Below are 16718 nucleotides of genomic sequence, written 5' to 3'. Positions count from 1 at the left end.
TCCGGGAAAGCGAGCTGACGCGTGGCTGCGGCGGGCCGGCACCCGGCCCGCCGGCCACATCAGCAAGGGAACCTTCGCCGGGCGGGATTCGTTTCTATCTTTTCGCGCAGAACCGCGTCCCGAAAAGAGTTCCGTCTGGAGCGAGCGATGGCGATCACCCCCACCACAAGATGGCTGCAAGCGACGGCCGCGCTGGCGCTTCTCGCTGCGGCCGGCTCCCACACCGAGCTCAACGCGCAAGGGCTTGGAAGCACCGAGACCGTCGACCGCATCATCGGCTCGGAGGTCAAGCAGCAAGAGACCAGGACAAGCACTGAAGCCGGGAAGGTCAGCAGCGCGATCGACCGGACGCGGGAAAACATCGGCACCGTGCGCAAGACGTCCAAGCTCGACAAGGTCGATATCGTATTCCTGACCGACGCGGCGCGCAGCGAAGGCGGCCCGCCGCCGGCGATCGAGACCAAGATCAAGCAGCATCAGGACGATATCGCGGAACTGCGCAAGGAGATCGAGGCGAACGCGCTGCTGTTCAATGCCATCGATTCCAGGCGCGTGGCCGCCGAGGACGTTCTCGCCGTCGAGTTCGACGATCCGGGGAAAGTCGTCATCTATGCGGCGGCCAAGCCGTCGGGCTGAGCCGAAAGCGCTGCTTGTTTCCATGCATGTCGTTGCCCCAAAACCACTCGGCACTTTTGGGCGACATGCATCGGCAATCGATCTCACAGCTTGCCCATCACCTTCTGCTGGAAGCCGTAGACCTCGCGCTTGCCGCCGAGCGGAACCAGCGTGACGTCGCGCTCCTGGCCCGGCTCGAAGCGCATCGCCGTGCCGGCGGCGATATCCAGGCGCATGCCGCGCGCCCTGGCACGATCGAATTTCAACCCCTCATTGGTCTCGAAGAAGTGGTAGTGGCTGCCGACCTGGATCGGCCGGTCGCCGCTGTTGGCCACTTTCAGCGTCACGGTCGGCAGGCCCTTGTTCAGTTCGATCTCGCCGCTCGCGGTGATGATTTCGCCCGGGATCATCTGGCGCGCCTCACAGCACGCCGAAGACGAGGCCGACGCCAATCGCCGCGCAGGCGGCGCCGGCCGCACGGGCAAGGCCGCGGAAGCGCATGCCAAGGCCCAGACCAGCCGCAATGCCGGTCGCATGGAGCAGCACGGTGGCCGCGGCAAAGCCGGCCATGTACTCCAGCCCGCCGGCATTTTCGGGCACCTCAGCGCCATGGGCGTGACCATGAAACAGCGCGAACAGGCCGATAATGGCAACCCCCGCCGAGACAGGCAGATCGACCGCCAGCGCCACCAGCAGGCCCAAGGCCACGACGGAAGCGAGGATGCCCGGTTCGACAAAGGGCAGCGGCATTTGCAGCATGCCGAGGGCGCCGCCGACCAGCATGACGCCGACAAAGGCGAGCGGCCAGGCCCAGATCGCCTTGCCACCCTTGAGCGCCGCCCAAAGCCCGACCGCGATCATCACCGTCATGTGGTCGATGCCCGACAGCGGATGCATGAAGCCGGCCGCGAAGGACGAGGTGGTGCCGACGCCGACATGAGCGTAGGCGGGCATGGCGGCGGCGAGCAGCAGGATCGCCGCGAGCGTGGTTCGTTTCATCGGAGCTGATATCATCGAAATGCCTTCTCTGCTGACAGGGTTCGTGCCGGTCACGCGGCCTTGCGGGAGCCGCAGCCCTCGGCCTTGAGCACGCGCCTGGTCGAAGCGGGATATTTCTCCAGCTTCGCTGCCGGGCGGATCGGCCGCGCCGAAAAATTGCCGCCGCAGTTCGGGCAGACACCGCCAAGCACGTTTTCCGCGCAATCGGCGCAGAAGGTGCATTCGAAGGTGCAGATCAGCGCATCCGTCGCCTCCGGCGGCAGATCCTTGTCGCAGCATTCGCAGTTTGGGCGCAGCTCGAGCATGTTTTTCTCCTCACCGTATCGGTTCGTGCACGGTCACCAGCTTGGTGCCGTCGGGAAACGTCGCCTCGACCTGGACGTCGTGGATCATCTCGGCGATGCCGTCCATCACCTGCGCGCGGGTGACGACATGGGCGCCGGCCTCCATCAGTTCGGCGACCGCACGGCCGTCGCGAGCACCCTCGACGACGAAATCGGTGATCAGCGCAATCGCCTCCGGATGGTTGAGCTTGACGCCGCGCTCGAGCCGCTTGCGCGCCACGATCGCCGCCATGGCGATGAGCAGCTTGTCCTTTTCCCTCGGCGTCAGGTTCATGCGTTTTCCTAAAGAGGTAGAATCAAAGTGGCAGAATCAGAGTGACCATAATTTGGGCAGGCCCGCCCGCCCGTTGAGCAATTCGACAAGCGGAACCAGCCGCTTGCGGAGCTGGTAGCCGTCCTCGGCAAACAGCCTCGCAAGAAGCTTGCCAGATTTTTTCACGCTCCAGGCACTGGCGTCGCCCTCGCCGCCGATGATTGCGCGAACCGGGTCGAGAAACGCCTCGACGCGCGGCGAGACCAACAGCACCGTCGTCATCGCGGCGGCGCCGCCGGCGACGGCCTCACGGCCAAGGCTGGCGGCAATATCCGGTCCGATACGGAAATCCTCGGCGTGGACGAGCGCGCCGTCCTGGCGGACGCGCCAGCGGTCGTGAAAACCGCCATGCGTCGTGCGCTCGCCCATCGCCAGGCGGCCGAAGACGGTGGCCTCGAGCAGCAGCGCCTCGGCATCGGCGGCAAGCTCGACATCGAGCGTGCGGGCGAAGGCTGCCCGATCGAAGACGATGGTTTCCTGCGGCAGCCAGGCGATGCGGCCCCCAGTGCCCACGGTCAGCCTCACCCGCACTTCGGCGCGATCCGATGCCGCGCGATAGATTTTTTCGCAGGCCTGGGTGGTGATCGAGGCCGAGGCACCGGCGCCGACATCCACCTCCCAGTCGAGACGGTCGCCACCGGTCAGTCCGCCGGCGGTGTTGATCAGCACGGCTTCGAGCGGATCGGCCGAGACGGCCGGCATGCGGATCTTGGCCGAGCCGTCCTGATAGAGACGCCGAAGGCGCGTGCGACCATCGCTCCTGCCGCAGAAAAGCCTGGCTCGCCCCGCAACACGCTGGGCCGCGGGAGCCGAAGTCGAGATAGTTTCCATCATGTCCACACGACCAACGTTAAGCACTCCCGTGGCTTTGTCGATATATAGCTTGTTGCCTCACAACGTTTCGGTTTCTATAGAGGGAGCCACCTTGGAACGGTCACGCAGCGCCTGGCGGGGTATAGGGCGACGACGACGGTGTGCATCCGGGGATAAAGGGGCGCTGATCAGTCGGCGTCGGGAAACGACAAAGTTGGGGAAGAAACCGAATGGCTGACCAGCTGGCAACGGACATCATCGAGAAGATCAAGGCTCACGCCGAGCCTGGCGGCGAAGAGATCAACACCAATACCGAATTGACGTCGCTGGGCATCCATTCGCTGGAACTGACGGAGATCATCTTCGATCTCGAAGAACAGTATGGCATCGAGATCGAGATGAACACGGTCGATGCCTGGAGCAATTTGAAGAATGTCGGCGACATGGTCGAGGCTGTTCGCGCGCTGATCGCGAAAAAAGCCTGACCGAATGCTGAAGCGCGTCGTCATTACCGGCATCGGCGGGCTCTGCGGGCTCGGCACCGATGCATCGGCAATCTGGAGCGAGATGCGCGCCGGCCGCTCGGCGATCGGTCCGATCGACAATCCGCTGCTGCATGATTTGAAGGTCAAGATCGGCTGCGAAATCAAGGCGCTGCCCGAGCACGGCATCGACCGCAAGCAATTGGTATCGATGGACCGGTTCAGCCTGCTGGCGGTGATTGCCGCGCGCGAAGCCATGCAGCACTCCGGATTGACCGCGCATGCGGACAACACCTACCGCATGGGCACCATCGTCGGCGTCGGGGTCTGCGGGTTTGAGGCGGTCGAGGAAAACTATCGCGCGATCCTGATCGAGAAGAAGAACCGCGCCGGCATCTTCACGGTGCCGAAAGTCATGCCGGGCGCAGCCTCCGGCCAGGTCAGCATGCATCTCGGCTTGCGCGGGCCGGTGTTTGGCGTCACCTCGGCCTGCTCTTCGGCCAACCACGCGATCGCCTCGGCGGTCGACCAGATCCGGCTCGGCCGCGCCGACGTCATGGTCGCCGGCGGCACCGACGCGCCGCTGGTGTGGGGCGTGCTGAAGGGCTGGGAGGCGCTGCGCGTTCTGTCGCCTGACACATGCCGACCGTTCTCGGCCGATCGCCAGGGCCTGATCCTCGGCGAAGGTGCCGGCATGGCGGTGCTGGAAAGCTACGACCACGCCGTGGCGCGCGGCGCCACCATCCTGGCCGAGATCGCCGGCACGGGCCTGTCCGCCGACGCATCCGACATCGTCGCGCCGACCATCGAAGGGCCGGAAGCGGCGATGCGCTTCTGCCTGGCGGACGCCGGGCTCAATCCGGAGGATGTCGACTACCTCAACGCGCACGGCACCGGCACCAAGGCCAACGACCAGATCGAGACGGCGGCGATCAAGCGCGTTTTCGGCGAGCACGCGCATTCGCTCTCCATCTCCTCTACCAAGTCGATGCATGCGCACTGCCTTGGCGCCTCGGGCGGCCTGGAGATGATCGCCTGCGTCATGGCGATCCGCGAGGGCATCGTGCCGCCGACGGCGAATTTCCGCGAGCCAGACCCCGATTGCGATCTCGACGTGACGCCGAACGTGGCGCGCGAGCGCAAGGTGCGCGTCGCGATCAGCAACGGCTTTGCCTTTGGCGGCACCAATGCGGTGCTGGCCTTCAAGGCGGTCTGAGGCCGTTCTGCACCATTTGGCCGCAACTTTTGCCGGCCATATTGATCGGGGCCGGGCCTGCTCCTAATTCTTTGCGACCCGCCGCCTTGCGCCGCTTCCGATCCCGGAGCCTTCCATGACCGACCTGTCCGCCTTTCCGATCACCGAGCGCTGGCCGGCCAAGCATCCAGACCGCCTCCAGCTCTATTCCGCGACAACACCCAACGGCGTGAAAATCTCGATCGCGCTGGAGGAACTCGGCCTGCCCTACGAGGCGCACGCGGTCAACATCGGCAAGAACGAGAGCTGGACGCCGGAATTCCTGTCACTGAACCCGAACGGCAAGATTCCGGCGATGATCGACCCGAACGGTCCCGGCGGCCAACCGATCGGCCTGTTCGAATCCGGCGCCATCCTGCTCTATCTCACCGACAAGACCGGCAAGCTGATCCCTGCCGACCCGATCCGGCGCTACGAGACGATCCAGTGGGTGTTCTTCCAGATGGCTTCGATCGGGCCGATCTTCGGACAGGTCGGCTTTTTCAACAAATTCGCCGGGCGCGAGATCGCCGACAAGCGGCCGCTGGAGCGCTACCGCGACGAATCGCGGCGGCTGATCGGCGTGCTTGAAACCAGGCTCAAGGGTCGGACATGGATCATGGACGACGACTACACCATCGCCGACATCTCGATGCTCGGCTGGGTGCGCAATCTGATCGGCTTTTATGAGGCGCGCGACCTGGTAGGCTTCGACGATTTCCCGATCGTCGCGGCATGGCTGGAGCGCGGCCTTGCGCGGCCTGCGGTGCAAAAAGGCCTGACCATTCCCGCACGCGCCTGAAAGCCACCGCGAAGGTGGAACAACTGCTATTTTGCCTTGGCCGGGCCTATTTTGCCTTGGCTTTGGATCCACCCCGGCCGACGACGGAGGCCGCAAGCGACGCGACGCTTCGCGCGGTGGCGACGACCGCTCCGGCCGCAACGTTGGCTGCCGTGCGAACGGCGCCCTTCGAGGTGCTTGCCGCCGGCTTCCTGGCCTTGGTGACCTTCGGCGCGGCGCCCGGCACCACTTTCCTCGGCGCGGCCTTGCCGAAGGCAGGCTTGGCGTCCTTCGAACGCTCGGCGATTGCCGGGCCGGCACCCGCTTTTGCCTGTGTTGCCCTGGGTTGAACTGACTTGCCCTTGGCGGGTTTTTTGGTCCTGGTTGCCATCGGATTTTCCCTGATACAGCTAAATGCCGTGTCGGGCATAACGACCGGAAAGTCTTAAGGTTCCCCGACCGACAATGCTAAAATCCGCCATGATCGCCGATGACAAGATCGGCGGGCCGCCGCCGCGACAGCACGCGGTCGATGTTGGGCATGTCGTTGGACGCGATCCAGGCGCGGGCGTCTTCGTCGGAGCGGCCGTGCCCGTGCCAGCGTACCAGCAGGCGGCGTTCGAGCTCGGCGCGCGGCACGTCGACGAAGATGGTGAAATCGAACAGCGGCGCCAACCGCGACCATGGCTCCTCGTCGAGCAGGAGATAGTTGCCCTCGACCAGGATGAACTTGGTGCCGGCACCGACGATTGCCGCGGCGGCGCGCGACAATTCCATGCTGCGGTCGAACACCGGGATGGCAATGTCGGGCTCGCCCGCGCGGATGCGCTTCAACAGCGTTTCGAAGCCGGCAAAGTCGAAGGTTTCCGGCGCGCCTTTTCTTGGCCGAAGGCCGCGCTGGTTGAGCACGATGTCGTCATAGTGGAAGCCGTCCATCGGCACGACTTCCGAAGACCCTTCCGGCAGCAGGTCATGCAAGGAGGCCGACAGCGTCGACTTGCCGGCGCCGGGAGGGCCGGCGATGGCGACTATGAAGCGCGGCGCCTTTCCGGCACGCTTGAAGATGGTGGCGGCGAGATGGGCGATTTCGGACATGAGGCATTCCTGGCTGGATGTTCCGCAGGGTGATCGGCGCATCTTGGCGGCAGTTGGTGGAAATTTCAAACGCGGGATTGGCGCCAGCGCCTCAGGCTGGGACGGACCGGCCGATGCGCAGGAAGTCGCCGTCGAAGGCAATCTCCTTCGCCGTGCCTTCGGCGGCGAGGATGCGCATCCGGTCGCGCAGGGTTTCGATGTCGCGCGGCGGCTCGCCGCCGATCATCGGCACGGCGCCGATGACATGGCGGAACGACACCGAGCGCCCTTCGGCAAGCGCGAAGGCTGTCGCCACACCTTCATGCTTGAGCCAGTTGTCGCCGAGCGAGGCGGCATGGCCGACCGCGGCGCGGCCGTCCTCGATGCCGAGCACGCCGCGGTGGCGGCCGTACCAAGGCGCATAGTCGCGCCCGCCATTGCTGAACCACAGCATGGTGACCGGCAGTTCGGCCGGGTTCTTCAGCACCAGCACCAGATCCTGCTCGGCGTGCCGGGCGAGCGCCGTCCAGCCCGGCCCGCCGTGATCGGCCTCGACCAAAGTGAGGAAATCCTCGCGCAGCTGATCGTTGCGATAGTCGCCGAGGTCCGCCGTGCCGCCATCGGCGGTCGGAAACCGCGCCAGGTCGGCGGAACGTGCGGGGTAGGCGAGCATGAAGCGGCCGCGGGCCGGATCGGGCTCCAGCGGGTCGGCGGGGGTGGCGGCGAAGCGCTTGGGCGAGAAGGCCAGCCTGCCGCCGTCGCGCATCGCCGTCATCGGATGATGGGCGACGGAAATGGCGCCGGCGCCGCCAGAGAAGACATGTTCCTGATAGAGGAAGGGGTGGCCGTCGCGCAGCGTCAGGACCTTGTCGACGGCGGCACCCATGACCTTGCGGCGCAGCCGGAAGGTGGCGCGCCAGCCATCGGCGATGGCGCTGTTTTCGACGACATCCCAGGCACTGTTGGCCGGCCAGCCATGCAGCGGCGCCTCCTCGACGTCGCTGCGCGAAAACGGCGCGCAGAGGAAATCGCCCGACAGCCGCACCGTGCCCTCGGGCAGGTTTTCAGGCAGCGTTTCGCGCGGCGCGCCGACCCAGGGCGCACGGTGCAACGGGTTTAGGCGGCGGCCGTCGATGTCGACCGCCATGTCGGCAAGGTGGCCGACCGCGAGGTCGAGCGAGACCGAAATGCCCTTTGCGCCGATTGTGAGCGTGTCCATGTCCACCTGCCGATTCTGCCCGGCGTGAGCAAAGCCCGGTCCGCGCCGGTTGTGCAAGCATGAGGGCAGGCATTTTGCATCACTTCACCACCCTTCCCCTTGTGGGGAGGGTAGGCGCCCCTACTGCCGCTTGTACTCCCGCACCGGCGACTTGGTGCCGTCGGTGTAGGTGACCTGCACCGACATCGACTTCACGCTGTCGGCGACCTTGAAATAGGGCTGGTAGTCATAGGGGATGGCGTAAGGGTCCTTCTTGTCGCAAGGCGGCATCTTGATCTCCTTGTCGAGCGCAGCACCATTCAGGCCGTAATGCACCTGTTTGATGGCGCAGCGGAAGGACAGCATCTGCGAGAAATAGACCAGGCCATGGTTGCCGCTGGCGTCGAAGGCGATCCACGACGTCCAGAACTGGTCGAGGATCTGCTTCGCGCCTTGCTGAAGGGCGGCGTCGGGATCGAAGCTGATGTCGAACGGGCCGGTCTCGCGGCCGCGGAGATCGAGATACTTTATGCCGATCGTGGTGGCCGCGGTGCTGTCGGGCAGCTCAAAACTCGGATTGGGCATCGGCTTGCCGGTCCGCTGGTCGTTCATCGCCATGAAACCGGTGTCGGTGAACGGACCGCTATTGCCCAGGCGCCAGGAAATGGCGGTTGCCGGCTCGGGCAGCGAGATGGTCATCGACCAACCCTGGTTCGACCGCATCGGCGTCAGCGTCGGGGCGAACAGCGCAGGATCGAGCACGTCGCCAAGGGCGGCCAGCCGGCTGCGGCTGCGGTCCAGCCAGTCGGCAAGCTCCCTCTGGTCGACGAAATATTTGAGCAGCCCGCCATCCTTCTCGTAGGCGACGAACTTGGTCAGCGCCTGGGCTTCGCTGCGCTTGTCGGACAGCGACTGGCTGCCGAGACGATCCTCGGAAAACTCCTGCGCCAAAAGGAAATAGGCCGGGGCGAAATCGGCATGGGCCGCGATGAAGGCGTTGAGCTTGTCAAGGCGCTGGACATCGTCGAACTGCATGAGATGGACCAGGTTGATCGACAGCGCCTTGCCCTTGTCGGAAAGCGCGCCGAACACCTCGCGCGCGCCAGCCTTGCCGTCCTGCACCCGAAGCAACGTGGCAAAGCGGGTGTAGGGATCGACGGCGTCGACATCGAAGCCGGCGAAGGCGAGGTAGGAGCGACGCGCATTAAGCATGTCGCCCGACAGTTCGTAGACGCGGGCGTTGTGGTAATACTCATCGGGACGCTTGGGATCGGCGATCGCGCCGCCCTGCGCGGCAAGGGCGGCAAAGCCCTTGGCGATTGTATCGATCGAGGCGGCGATCTGCTCGGTCGTCGCCTGCAGCTTTTCGGCCTGCGCCACCTGCTGCTGCTGGCCGGCGGCCAGCGTGTCGGTGGTCTGCTTGACCGCTTCGACCGTCTTTTGCGTTTCCGCACCTTGCGCGGTCTGCTGCTGCTGGTTGGCGGCGATCTCCTCGGTCTGCTTCGCCACCGTGTCGGTCGACTGTTTGACCGCTTCGACGGTCTTCTGCGTCTGCGTGACCGTCTGCTCGATCTTGGCCACCTTCTCGGCGACGATGCCCATCGACTGCTGCAGCTCGGCCACCGCCGGCACCAGGCTGGCAATCACCCCGTTTTGCGAATTGGTCTGCTGTTGCAGGCCGTAGACGCCGCCGGCCACCGCCGCCGCGCTGGTGGCGAAAATCAGTGCCGGCACGGCCTTGGCCGCCAGCACCAGCTTGAGCACGACGGCAATCGCGATGATGACCGCCGCGACGGCGGCGACCAAAGCGATATAGGCGGCGAAAGGCGCCAACGGATTGAGCACGTCGGAAACGGCGCCACTGACGAACGCGACGCTGCCGGCCCACTTGCCGGTACGGCCCAGCGATGCCTTGAGAAGCGACGGCGCCTTGGCGCCGAGTTCCATTCCACTCGTCATGTCGTTCCCCCAAGCCAATGCCGCGCGCATAATAGCAGCGCGGCCCCGCGAGCAAAACAGGAGAGGAAGCGGGCGTTTTCGGGGCAGGGTTATGGGAGGGGAATTACCGAAGTCGGCGCTGCCAGCCTCTGAAACCTGGGCAAATGCGTCACTGCAGGTGTTAACCAAATGGACGCGGCAGGCGCATTACGTTAGCTTCGCCGCATCTCAGCAACAGCCGCGTTCAGAACAGTCCAGCCCTTGTCCGACCAGCGTCCCTTCCCGCTCATCCAGAAATTGATGGCCGCGTTCGCGCTGCTGGTGCTTGTCGCCGGCTGCACCACGGCGCCGCCCGAGACCGTGCTGGCGGTGCCGGCGGCACCGCAGAAATATGCGGCGATCGTCGTCGATGCCAGGACCGGCAAGCAACTGTTCGAGGTCAACTCGACGGCGCAGCGCTATCCGGCCTCGCTGACCAAGATGATGACGCTCTATCTGCTGTTCGAGGCGCTGGAGAGCGGCCGCCTAGCCAAGGAGACGCAGATCCCGGTTTCGGACAACGCCGCGAGGCAGCCGCCGACAAAACTGCGCTTCCGGCGCGGCGAGCCGATCGACGTCGATTCCGCCATCCGCGCCATCGTCGTCAAATCGGCCAATGACGTGGCGGTGGCGGTGGGCGAATATCTCGGCGGCTCAGAGGAGCAGTTCGCCGCCATGATGACGGCCAAGGCGCGCCAGCTCGGCATGACCAGCACCGTGTTCCGCAACGCGTCTGGCCTGCCCGACGGCGGCCAGATGACGAGCGCGCGCGACATGGCGGTGCTGGGCATGGCGCTGCGCAACCGCTTCCCGCAGCATTTCCACTATTTCTCCGAAAGCGACTTCATGTTCCGCGGGCGGCTGGTGCGCGGCCACAACGACATGCTCGGCCGGGTGCGCGGCGTCGACGGCATCAAGACCGGCTATATCAGGGCCTCCGGCTTCAACATCGTGACCTCCTACAGCGCCGACGGCCGCCAGCTGATCGTCGTGGTGATGGGCGCCGACAGCGCCCGCCAGCGCAACGACCATGTCGAGGCGCTGATCCAGCGGAGCCTGTCGCCGACGGTGGCGGATGCGAAGACGCGGCTGATGTTCGCAGGGCAGCAGCCGACCGGTTCGCCGCTTCCCGGTTTGCCGGCTCCATAGACCCTGGCGAACACCAGCACCGGGATTTCGGTCAGCGACAGCACCTTCTCAGCGGGGGCGGCGCCGCCATGCGCGATTGCACGTTGAGGTCGCCAAAGAAGCGCGCCCTCCGCCAATCACAACAACTTGTTCGGTCACACCAGATTCACAGTCGCGATGGATATGCCGCGCCGGCTTGGCGTATCGTATCGGAAGCCGAGACAGGAGCACTGACCATGGCCGGCGACCCGAAGGCGCAGAAGACAGAAGACGACGAGAACCACTCGGGCGGTGAATATCTCGAGGCGTCCACCCTGCCGGAAGACCTGCATGAGGCGGCTGACGAGATCCTCGAAGCGCCGGAGGTGCCGGATTCCGAGCCGACTCTGCCCGGGCCAGCCGCGTCGCGCGTAAAGCCGAAGAAGAAACCGTCGGCGATATCAGGCCGGAAATTCCGCAAGCGCGACCTCGTGCGCATCGACGATCTGCGCCCGAGCCTCGCCGACCGGATCCGCGCCGACCATCCCGACCTGCCGACCGGCGCGCGCATCAGCCGCGAGGAGCTCGGCCGCTACCGGATGCGCTACATGGAGGAGCTTCTGCAGCAGGAGCACGGCGAATTCTCCGAGCTGGACCGGCAGGTGGTGGAGAGCATCGCCAGGCAGGACACGATTTCCGAAAACAGCGAGGAGGAATTCGAGGAGCACAGGTCATTCGCCGACCGCGTCTCCGACAATATGGCCGCGTTCGGCGGCAGCTGGTGGTTCCTGATCTCGTTCGCCAGCGTGCTGCTGGTGTGGATCGGCATCAATCTGATCGAGGGCGCGACAAGCGCCTTCGACCCCTACCCCTTCATCCTGCTCAACCTTCTGCTCTCCTGCATTGCCGCCATCCAGGCGCCGGTGATCATGATGAGCCAGAGGCGGCAGGAAGCAAAAGACCGCCTGCGCTCGTTCAACGACTACCGGGTCAATCTGAAGGCCGAGCTGGAAGTGCGGCACCTGCACGAGAAGCTCGACTACCTCATCTCGCGCCAGTGGACGCGGCTGGCCGAGATGCAGCAGATGCAGCTGGATGCGATGCACGAGTTGACGGGTGCGAAGAAGCCGAAGCGGGCGCTACGCGGGGTGAGGAGGCGGGCGGTGAAGAGCGAGGCTGGGCAGTGAGAGGCACCCGCCGCCTGCTCCGTTGCGGGCGGATGGACGGACCGGCGGGCTCGCGAAACGGTTGCCCGGTGACGGCAATTATGCTATAAGTTTGGGCATGGTGCTGATTTGCGCCAGCGACCCGCCGCCGAGGCGGGTTTTTCGTTTCAGGCTTGCGGGCCTTCGGGCTTGGCTTCTCGTTGGACGTTCGATCCAGCTCTCATTCGGCACACAAACCGCGCACCCGGCTGAATTCGAACCTGTGACCTCTGCGCGAGGAGGCAGCGCAATTGCCCGTTGAAGCCCGCGCCTGCTTCCGCTAAGAAGCCGTGGCTGGCCGGTTCACCGGCTGGTTCGTTTTCAAGATCGCCGATCCTGAAGGCACCCGTAGCTCAGCTGGATAGAGCGCTGCCCTCCGAAGGCAGAGGTCACAGGTTCGAATCCTGTCGGGTGCGCCAGTTTCAACATAAATATCAAATAGTTATTTGAAGGTGATTTTGGCGAGTGTCCGCAGTGACTTCGGCCGCACAGGAGTGTAGCCTGACAAGGCTTCCGCCAGCCTGAAGTTCGCCGTATGCCCCGCTTTCTTGCCGTCTACACCATGAAGCCCGAAGACCTTGCCCGCTTTCGCAGCCTGCCCAAGCCAGAGCAAGATGCGATTGATGCCGTCGGCTTTCAGCAGTGGGTGGACTGGGAGGCGAGAAATGCCGCATTTTTCCCTGATCGCGGCGGTATGGTCGGCAGAACGACGCGCGTTACAAAGGACGGCATCGCCGACGCCGTGAACCCTTTCTGCGGCTACATTGTCGTCGAGGCCGATACCATCGAGGCTGCCGCCCGCCTGTTCGAGAACCACCCGCATTTCACCGTCTTCCCGGGAGACGGCGTGGATATCATGCCCTTCCTCACCGACGCACGATGACTTGAAACGCCGCTTGCCGCTTTCTGATGTCAAAAGCCGTCTGTCCGCTGTCGGCCACAAAGCTGCCGGGCGGCAATGCGCCCCCCGGAGCGGAACCGGAAAGAGCGTTCCGGGCTTGGGAGGCGCATCTTGCCCGCGCCCGCTGGATGACGACCAACGGCTACCCATATCTGCTCGCCGGGGGCGCCGCACCAAATTGTAAAATGCACCGGCGTCATGACCTGCCGCGACGCCGGTGACCTCAATAGAGGTGTGCGTTATGCCGTTGCGCGGCCGGTGTTTCCTGCCATCCAAGGCATTGCGGCAGAGACATCTTCCAGGACTTTTGCCGATCTGGCGAAGCCAGCGAAGGCGTCACGCGCGACGGAAAGTGGAATGTGGCCATCATGGGCTCGCTGACAGGCGCGAAACGCGGTGTCGTAAATGGGTCCCCTGCGGTTCTTTGGCCACTCCTCAAGGAACTCGAAAGCATCAGCCAGGCATCCAATCTCTTCGATCAAAAACTGCCCATTCTTTACCAACACGGGCCGATCAAAAGTCCTGTCGTTCATGAGATCCTCCATACAGTCTGAACGAGTGCTTGGGCCTCAAAAAAGCGTCTTCGCAGACGGCCGCCGGCAAATATGTGAAGGGCATTTTTGCGTGTCAAGAATGGCGATCAGGTCGCAAAGCAGTAAATCGATCCAGAGTCTCAATGAGTGCCTTGGCCGGCCCAGCATCCAGCTCAAACATCTCGACGTCTATCAAACCATCGTCCAGCAAAATGCCAAGAAAAGACAATGCCGGGAAAAGACGGGGCGACCGACGTTGGGGGTGGGGTTTGGGGGGCGCCGGTCACCGTAGGACAGGGGGCCATAAAATCGGGGAATGCTCAGGCCCTGATCCCACTATACCATTCATGTTGCATCGATAATACGGTTTTCTGGATCCCGGTTCTTGCATGGGACATTGGCGTTTTCGAGTAGTTGGATGAGCGCACCGGAAGCCGTCGCTTTTTCGGTGCAGGTGGGCAGCCCGCGTCATCGTTTCCGGCGCGGGTTGCTACGTCACGGCCGCTGCTAACAGGCGGAACTGCCTTCTACCCCCGGATCGCGGGCGCTTTTCGTGCATCGCCAGCCATTTCCGCGGGCCGCGCTCGTTCGGAGAGCCCGGATATGCACCGCTCCAGCACCTCCAACCGAAATTTGTGCCTGCGCAATTGTTGGCCAAGTTCGGCGAGCCTCAACATTCCGACAGAGCCAGATGTCTCCGCGATGAGTTCTCGCTCGAGGGCAGCTATGTGTTTTTTCAGTTCGAGGGCCTCGCCGAGCCGCACATCCCTGACCCAAGTTCGAGCGCGCATCGCACCATCTCCAGCCGGAAACCCGCCTGATCATGGCATGCGGCAGTTAAGCCTCGGCAATCCAATTGTCTCGAAATTTAGCAATCGCTAATCTGAAAGATGCGCGCGTGAAGCATGTCGAGTTGCACGGCGCTGGCTCATGGGGCAGACCCGGCGCAGCGGGCGGAGGAAGACCGTCAACAGGTCAGGAAGGCTCATTCGCAGTTCGTGAGGCGAGCCCCGTGTGAAAAAGGCCGGTGCAGCACCCTAGCCAAACCCCGACTGCACCGGCCGCCCTGCGAGACTAGTAGCCCAGCTCTGAAACGCATTTTATCGCAGATGAGCAATCCCTCAAATGAGACTGAGGGCCCAAGGTCGCTGGGCACAAAGACGGGGGTGGGCCAGGGAATGACCGGATTGGGTCAGATCGATGCTCCCCAAGGTCCTGAATGTCGGCTTCCGCCCCTTTAACGGCTGAAAGCTGACTGTCCGCTCCCGGCCCCAACTGCGATCATTTGGGAACTGCGGCGGATGACGGCTGTTTGCCCGCCACACTCGGGCGCGCTATGATCTGCCGCGGGCCGAAACCGTTGGCCCACGAGGGGATGCACCTCCTCGTTTCCTCTTGGTCATGCCCGTTCTCCATCTGGATCTGAAGGAGAAACCAGGAAATGACGGAATTCGAATTGAAGCTGCAGTCGGCCGCCAAGCTTGCCGCGAACGGCAGGGTTTCGCGTCGTGACTTTGTTCAGCTGGCGCTCGCCGCCGGCCTTACCGCCACGGCCGCCAATGCGATGTTCGTCCAGGCGGTGCGCGCGGAGCCGAAGAGAGGCGGCACCTTGAAGATCGGCATCAGCGATGGCGCCGCCGTCGATACGATGGACCCGGGTCTCTACGTCAACCCGTTCACCACCACCGCGCTGGGGGGAACCTTGTCGAACAGCCTGACCGAGGTCGATTCCAAGGGCAACGTGGTCCCCGACCTCGCTGAGAGCTTTGAGCCTTCGGATGGCGCCAAGAAGTGGGTGTTCAAACTGAGGAAAGGCGCCACCTTTCACAATGGCAGGACGGTTGCCGCCGACGATGTCGTGGCCTCGGTCAGGCATCACACCGTCGAGGGCACGAAATCGGTAGCGAAATCGCTCCTGGCTACTATCAAGAACGTCGTCGCCGACGGTGCCGAGACGGTCGTCTTTGAGCTCGATGGCGGCAATGCCGACTTCCCCTACATCATCTCAGACATCGCGGTAATGCCGGCGAAAGAGGGCGTCGCCGACTGGGAGTCGGGCATCCGCACCGGCCCCTATTTGCTCGAGAAATTCGAGCCCGGCGTCATCGCCACCTTCAACAAGAACCCGAACTACTTCAAATCCGACAAGGGCTGGTTCGACCGTGTCGAATGCCTGGCGATCAATGATGTAACGGCGCGCACCAATGCACTCAACACCGGCGAGGTCCACTACATGGATCGCTGCGATCTGAAGACGCTCGACATTCTGAACCAGAACCCCGATCTCGTGATCTCGGAGACGACGGGCTACGGCCACTACGTCTATGTCATGAATGTCCAGAAGGCGCCCTTCGACAATGCCGACGTGCGAAATGCGTTGAAGTACTCGCTCAATCGCGACGAGATCGTGCAGAAGGTGTTTCTCGGCCACGGCGCCATCGGCAACGACAATCCGATCGCACCGACCGTCAAGTTCGCGATCGCTCCGCAGCCGAAGCACGTCTACGACCCCGACATGGTCAAGAGCCTCCTCAAGAAGGCGGGAGCCGAGAACACCCGGTTCCACCTGTCGGTCGCGGATGCCGGCTTCGCGGGTGCGACCGACTCCGCTCTCCTCTGGCAGGAGCATGCCCGGGCGGCCGGACTCAACCTGAATGTGATCAGGGAGCCCAATGACGGCTACTGGAGCAATGTCTGGCTCGCGAAGCCGTTCTACGCCTCCTACTGGGCCGGCCGGCCGACCTGCGACTGGATGTTCACCACCGCCTATGCGGCGGAAGCGGTGTGGAACGAAACGCAATGGAAAAATCCGCGCTTTAATGAGCTGCTCGTCGCTGCCCGCTCGGAGACCGACGATGCCAAGCGTGCCGGCATGTATGCCGAAATGCAGCAATTGCTGCATGACGACGGCGGGCTGGTGAACCTGGTCTTCAACTCCTATGTCGATGCCCACACCAGGGCTCTCGCCCATGGCGAGGTGGCGTCGAACTGGCCGATGGACGGCTCGAAGATCGCCGAACGCTGGTGGTTCGCCTAGAGCGGTTCATCGTTTAACGGAAACGCCGAACCGCTCTATCTCTTTGTTTTGACGCAATTCCGGACGGAAAACCGTTACGCACTTTTCCTGGGATTGCTCTAGGCC

At 63.8% G+C, this 16718-nt stretch carries 18 protein-coding genes and 1 tRNA gene; 9 read left to right on the top strand and 10 right to left on the bottom strand.

Annotated elements, in window-relative coordinates; all coding sequences use genetic code 11:
- Positions 1-147: 147 nt before the first annotated feature.
- Positions 148-636 (top strand): hypothetical protein, encoded by a 489-nt coding sequence (locus A6B35_RS05435; protein ID WP_006200754.1) that lies wholly within the window; start codon positions 148-150, stop codon positions 634-636.
- 83 nt (positions 637-719) lie between these two features.
- Here the strand turns inward: A6B35_RS05435 and A6B35_RS05430 are convergent, their stop codons facing one another.
- From A6B35_RS05430 to A6B35_RS05410, 5 genes are read right to left on the bottom strand one after another with little or no spacing between them, the layout of a single operon-like run.
- On the bottom strand, positions 720-1025 hold the full coding sequence (locus A6B35_RS05430) for an urease subunit beta (protein WP_006200753.1): 306 nt from the start codon (positions 1023-1025) through the stop codon (positions 720-722).
- Positions 1026-1035: 10 nt separating this feature from the next.
- Positions 1036-1629 carry a HupE/UreJ family protein gene (locus A6B35_RS05425; protein WP_040582267.1) on the bottom strand — a complete coding sequence of 198 codons (594 nt, stop codon included), beginning with the start codon at positions 1627-1629 and terminating at the stop codon, positions 1036-1038.
- 35 nt (positions 1630-1664) lie between these two features.
- A complete protein-coding gene (locus A6B35_RS05420; protein WP_006200751.1) occupies positions 1665-1919 on the bottom strand; it encodes a DUF1272 domain-containing protein in 255 nt (84 codons plus the stop codon).
- Positions 1920-1929: 10 nt separating this feature from the next.
- Positions 1930-2232, bottom strand: coding sequence for an urease subunit gamma (locus tag A6B35_RS05415; protein ID WP_006200750.1), 303 nt, complete (start codon positions 2230-2232; stop codon positions 1930-1932).
- A 36-nt stretch (positions 2233-2268) separates the two neighbouring features.
- Entirely contained in the window at positions 2269-3105 is an 837-nt protein-coding gene (locus tag A6B35_RS05410) for an urease accessory protein UreD (RefSeq protein ID WP_006200749.1), read from the bottom strand.
- Between the two features lie 209 nt (positions 3106-3314).
- Here A6B35_RS05410 and A6B35_RS05405 point away from each other — a divergent pair, with 209 nt between their 5' ends.
- From A6B35_RS05405 to A6B35_RS05395, 3 genes are all read left to right on the top strand, one after another.
- The gene (locus A6B35_RS05405) at positions 3315-3569 is read left to right on the top strand and encodes an acyl carrier protein (RefSeq protein ID WP_006200748.1); all 255 of its coding nucleotides are present in this window, start codon (positions 3315-3317) and stop codon (positions 3567-3569) included.
- Between the two features lie 4 nt (positions 3570-3573).
- On the top strand, positions 3574-4782 hold the full coding sequence (locus tag A6B35_RS05400; protein ID WP_006200747.1) for a beta-ketoacyl-[acyl-carrier-protein] synthase family protein: 1209 nt from the start codon (positions 3574-3576) through the stop codon (positions 4780-4782).
- A 115-nt stretch (positions 4783-4897) separates the two neighbouring features.
- Positions 4898-5602: a glutathione S-transferase family protein gene (locus A6B35_RS05395; RefSeq protein WP_006200746.1), complete on the top strand. Its 705-nt coding sequence runs from the start codon at positions 4898-4900 to the stop codon at positions 5600-5602.
- Between the two features lie 46 nt (positions 5603-5648).
- Here the strand turns inward: A6B35_RS05395 and A6B35_RS05390 are convergent, their stop codons facing one another.
- The 4 genes from A6B35_RS05390 to A6B35_RS05375 form a co-directional block, all read right to left on the bottom strand.
- Complete coding sequence (locus tag A6B35_RS05390) at positions 5649-5972, bottom strand: hypothetical protein (RefSeq protein WP_006200745.1); 324 nt, start codon at positions 5970-5972, stop codon at positions 5649-5651.
- A gap of 77 nt (positions 5973-6049) precedes the next feature.
- Entirely contained in the window at positions 6050-6676 is a 627-nt protein-coding gene (locus A6B35_RS05385) for a nucleoside triphosphate hydrolase (protein ID WP_006200744.1), read from the bottom strand.
- A 91-nt stretch (positions 6677-6767) separates the two neighbouring features.
- Positions 6768-7874: a hypothetical protein gene (locus A6B35_RS05380; protein ID WP_006200743.1), complete on the bottom strand. Its 1107-nt coding sequence runs from the start codon at positions 7872-7874 to the stop codon at positions 6768-6770.
- 120 nt (positions 7875-7994) lie between these two features.
- Positions 7995-9812, bottom strand: coding sequence for a chemotaxis protein (locus A6B35_RS05375; protein ID WP_100084751.1), 1818 nt, complete (start codon positions 9810-9812; stop codon positions 7995-7997).
- A gap of 240 nt (positions 9813-10052) precedes the next feature.
- On the opposite strand from A6B35_RS05375, the gene A6B35_RS05370 reads away from it, so the two are divergent.
- The 4 genes from A6B35_RS05370 (at position 10053) to A6B35_RS05355 (ending at position 13025) form a co-directional block, all read left to right on the top strand.
- Positions 10053-10979, top strand: a complete 927-nt coding sequence (locus A6B35_RS05370; protein WP_006200741.1) for a D-alanyl-D-alanine carboxypeptidase family protein — start codon at positions 10053-10055, stop codon at positions 10977-10979.
- Between the two features lie 215 nt (positions 10980-11194).
- Positions 11195-12124, top strand: a complete 930-nt coding sequence (locus A6B35_RS05365) for a DUF1003 domain-containing protein (protein WP_006200740.1) — start codon at positions 11195-11197, stop codon at positions 12122-12124.
- A 360-nt stretch (positions 12125-12484) separates the two neighbouring features.
- Positions 12485-12561, top strand: a tRNA-Arg gene (locus A6B35_RS05360).
- Positions 12562-12677: 116 nt separating this feature from the next.
- On the top strand, positions 12678-13025 hold the full coding sequence (locus tag A6B35_RS05355; protein ID WP_006200739.1) for a hypothetical protein: 348 nt from the start codon (positions 12678-12680) through the stop codon (positions 13023-13025).
- Between the two features lie 257 nt (positions 13026-13282).
- Here the strand turns inward: A6B35_RS05355 and A6B35_RS05350 are convergent, their stop codons facing one another.
- Positions 13283-13576, bottom strand: a complete 294-nt coding sequence (locus tag A6B35_RS05350) for a DUF982 domain-containing protein (RefSeq protein WP_006200738.1) — start codon at positions 13574-13576, stop codon at positions 13283-13285.
- Between the two features lie 1441 nt (positions 13577-15017).
- Between A6B35_RS05350 and A6B35_RS05340 the strand changes: the two genes are divergently transcribed.
- On the top strand, positions 15018-16613 hold the full coding sequence (locus tag A6B35_RS05340) for an ABC transporter substrate-binding protein (protein ID WP_065518155.1): 1596 nt from the start codon (positions 15018-15020) through the stop codon (positions 16611-16613).
- The last annotated feature ends 105 nt before the right edge of the window (positions 16614-16718 follow it).

The sequence above is a fragment of the Mesorhizobium amorphae CCNWGS0123 genome, from assembly GCF_001686985.1.
Taxonomy (GTDB): domain Bacteria; phylum Pseudomonadota; class Alphaproteobacteria; order Rhizobiales; family Rhizobiaceae; genus Mesorhizobium; species Mesorhizobium amorphae.
Note: the sequence above shows the minus strand (reverse complement) of the source record. Positions and strands in the feature narration are given on the sequence as shown.

Bases quoted from the DNA above. Each gene is read 5' to 3' on its own strand.
- A6B35_RS05365 (WP_006200740.1), top strand. From the start codon at position 11,195: ATGGCCGGCGACCCGAAGGCGCAGAAGACAGAAGACGACGAGAACCAC.
- A6B35_RS05375 (WP_100084751.1), bottom strand. From the start codon at position 9,812: ATGACGAGTGGAATGGAACTCGGCGCCAAGGCGCCGTCGCTTCTCAAG.
- A6B35_RS05430 (WP_006200753.1), bottom strand. From the start codon at position 1,025: ATGATCCCGGGCGAAATCATCACCGCGAGCGGCGAGATCGAACTGAAC.
- A6B35_RS05350 (WP_006200738.1), bottom strand. From the start codon at position 13,576: ATGAACGACAGGACTTTTGATCGGCCCGTGTTGGTAAAGAATGGGCAG.
- A6B35_RS05425 (WP_040582267.1), bottom strand. From the start codon at position 1,629: ATGATATCAGCTCCGATGAAACGAACCACGCTCGCGGCGATCCTGCTG.
- A6B35_RS05380 (WP_006200743.1), bottom strand. From the start codon at position 7,874: ATGGACACGCTCACAATCGGCGCAAAGGGCATTTCGGTCTCGCTCGAC.
- A6B35_RS05415 (WP_006200750.1), bottom strand. From the start codon at position 2,232: ATGAACCTGACGCCGAGGGAAAAGGACAAGCTGCTCATCGCCATGGCG.
- A6B35_RS05410 (WP_006200749.1), bottom strand. From the start codon at position 3,105: ATGATGGAAACTATCTCGACTTCGGCTCCCGCGGCCCAGCGTGTTGCG.
- A6B35_RS05420 (WP_006200751.1), bottom strand. From the start codon at position 1,919: ATGCTCGAGCTGCGCCCAAACTGCGAATGCTGCGACAAGGATCTGCCG.
- A6B35_RS05435 (WP_006200754.1), top strand. From the start codon at position 148: ATGGCGATCACCCCCACCACAAGATGGCTGCAAGCGACGGCCGCGCTG.
- A6B35_RS05390 (WP_006200745.1), bottom strand. From the start codon at position 5,972: ATGGCAACCAGGACCAAAAAACCCGCCAAGGGCAAGTCAGTTCAACCC.
- A6B35_RS05395 (WP_006200746.1), top strand. From the start codon at position 4,898: ATGACCGACCTGTCCGCCTTTCCGATCACCGAGCGCTGGCCGGCCAAG.
- A6B35_RS05385 (WP_006200744.1), bottom strand. From the start codon at position 6,676: ATGTCCGAAATCGCCCATCTCGCCGCCACCATCTTCAAGCGTGCCGGA.
- A6B35_RS05340 (WP_065518155.1), top strand. From the start codon at position 15,018: ATGACGGAATTCGAATTGAAGCTGCAGTCGGCCGCCAAGCTTGCCGCG.
- A6B35_RS05405 (WP_006200748.1), top strand. From the start codon at position 3,315: ATGGCTGACCAGCTGGCAACGGACATCATCGAGAAGATCAAGGCTCAC.
- A6B35_RS05400 (WP_006200747.1), top strand. From the start codon at position 3,574: ATGCTGAAGCGCGTCGTCATTACCGGCATCGGCGGGCTCTGCGGGCTC.
- A6B35_RS05355 (WP_006200739.1), top strand. From the start codon at position 12,678: ATGCCCCGCTTTCTTGCCGTCTACACCATGAAGCCCGAAGACCTTGCC.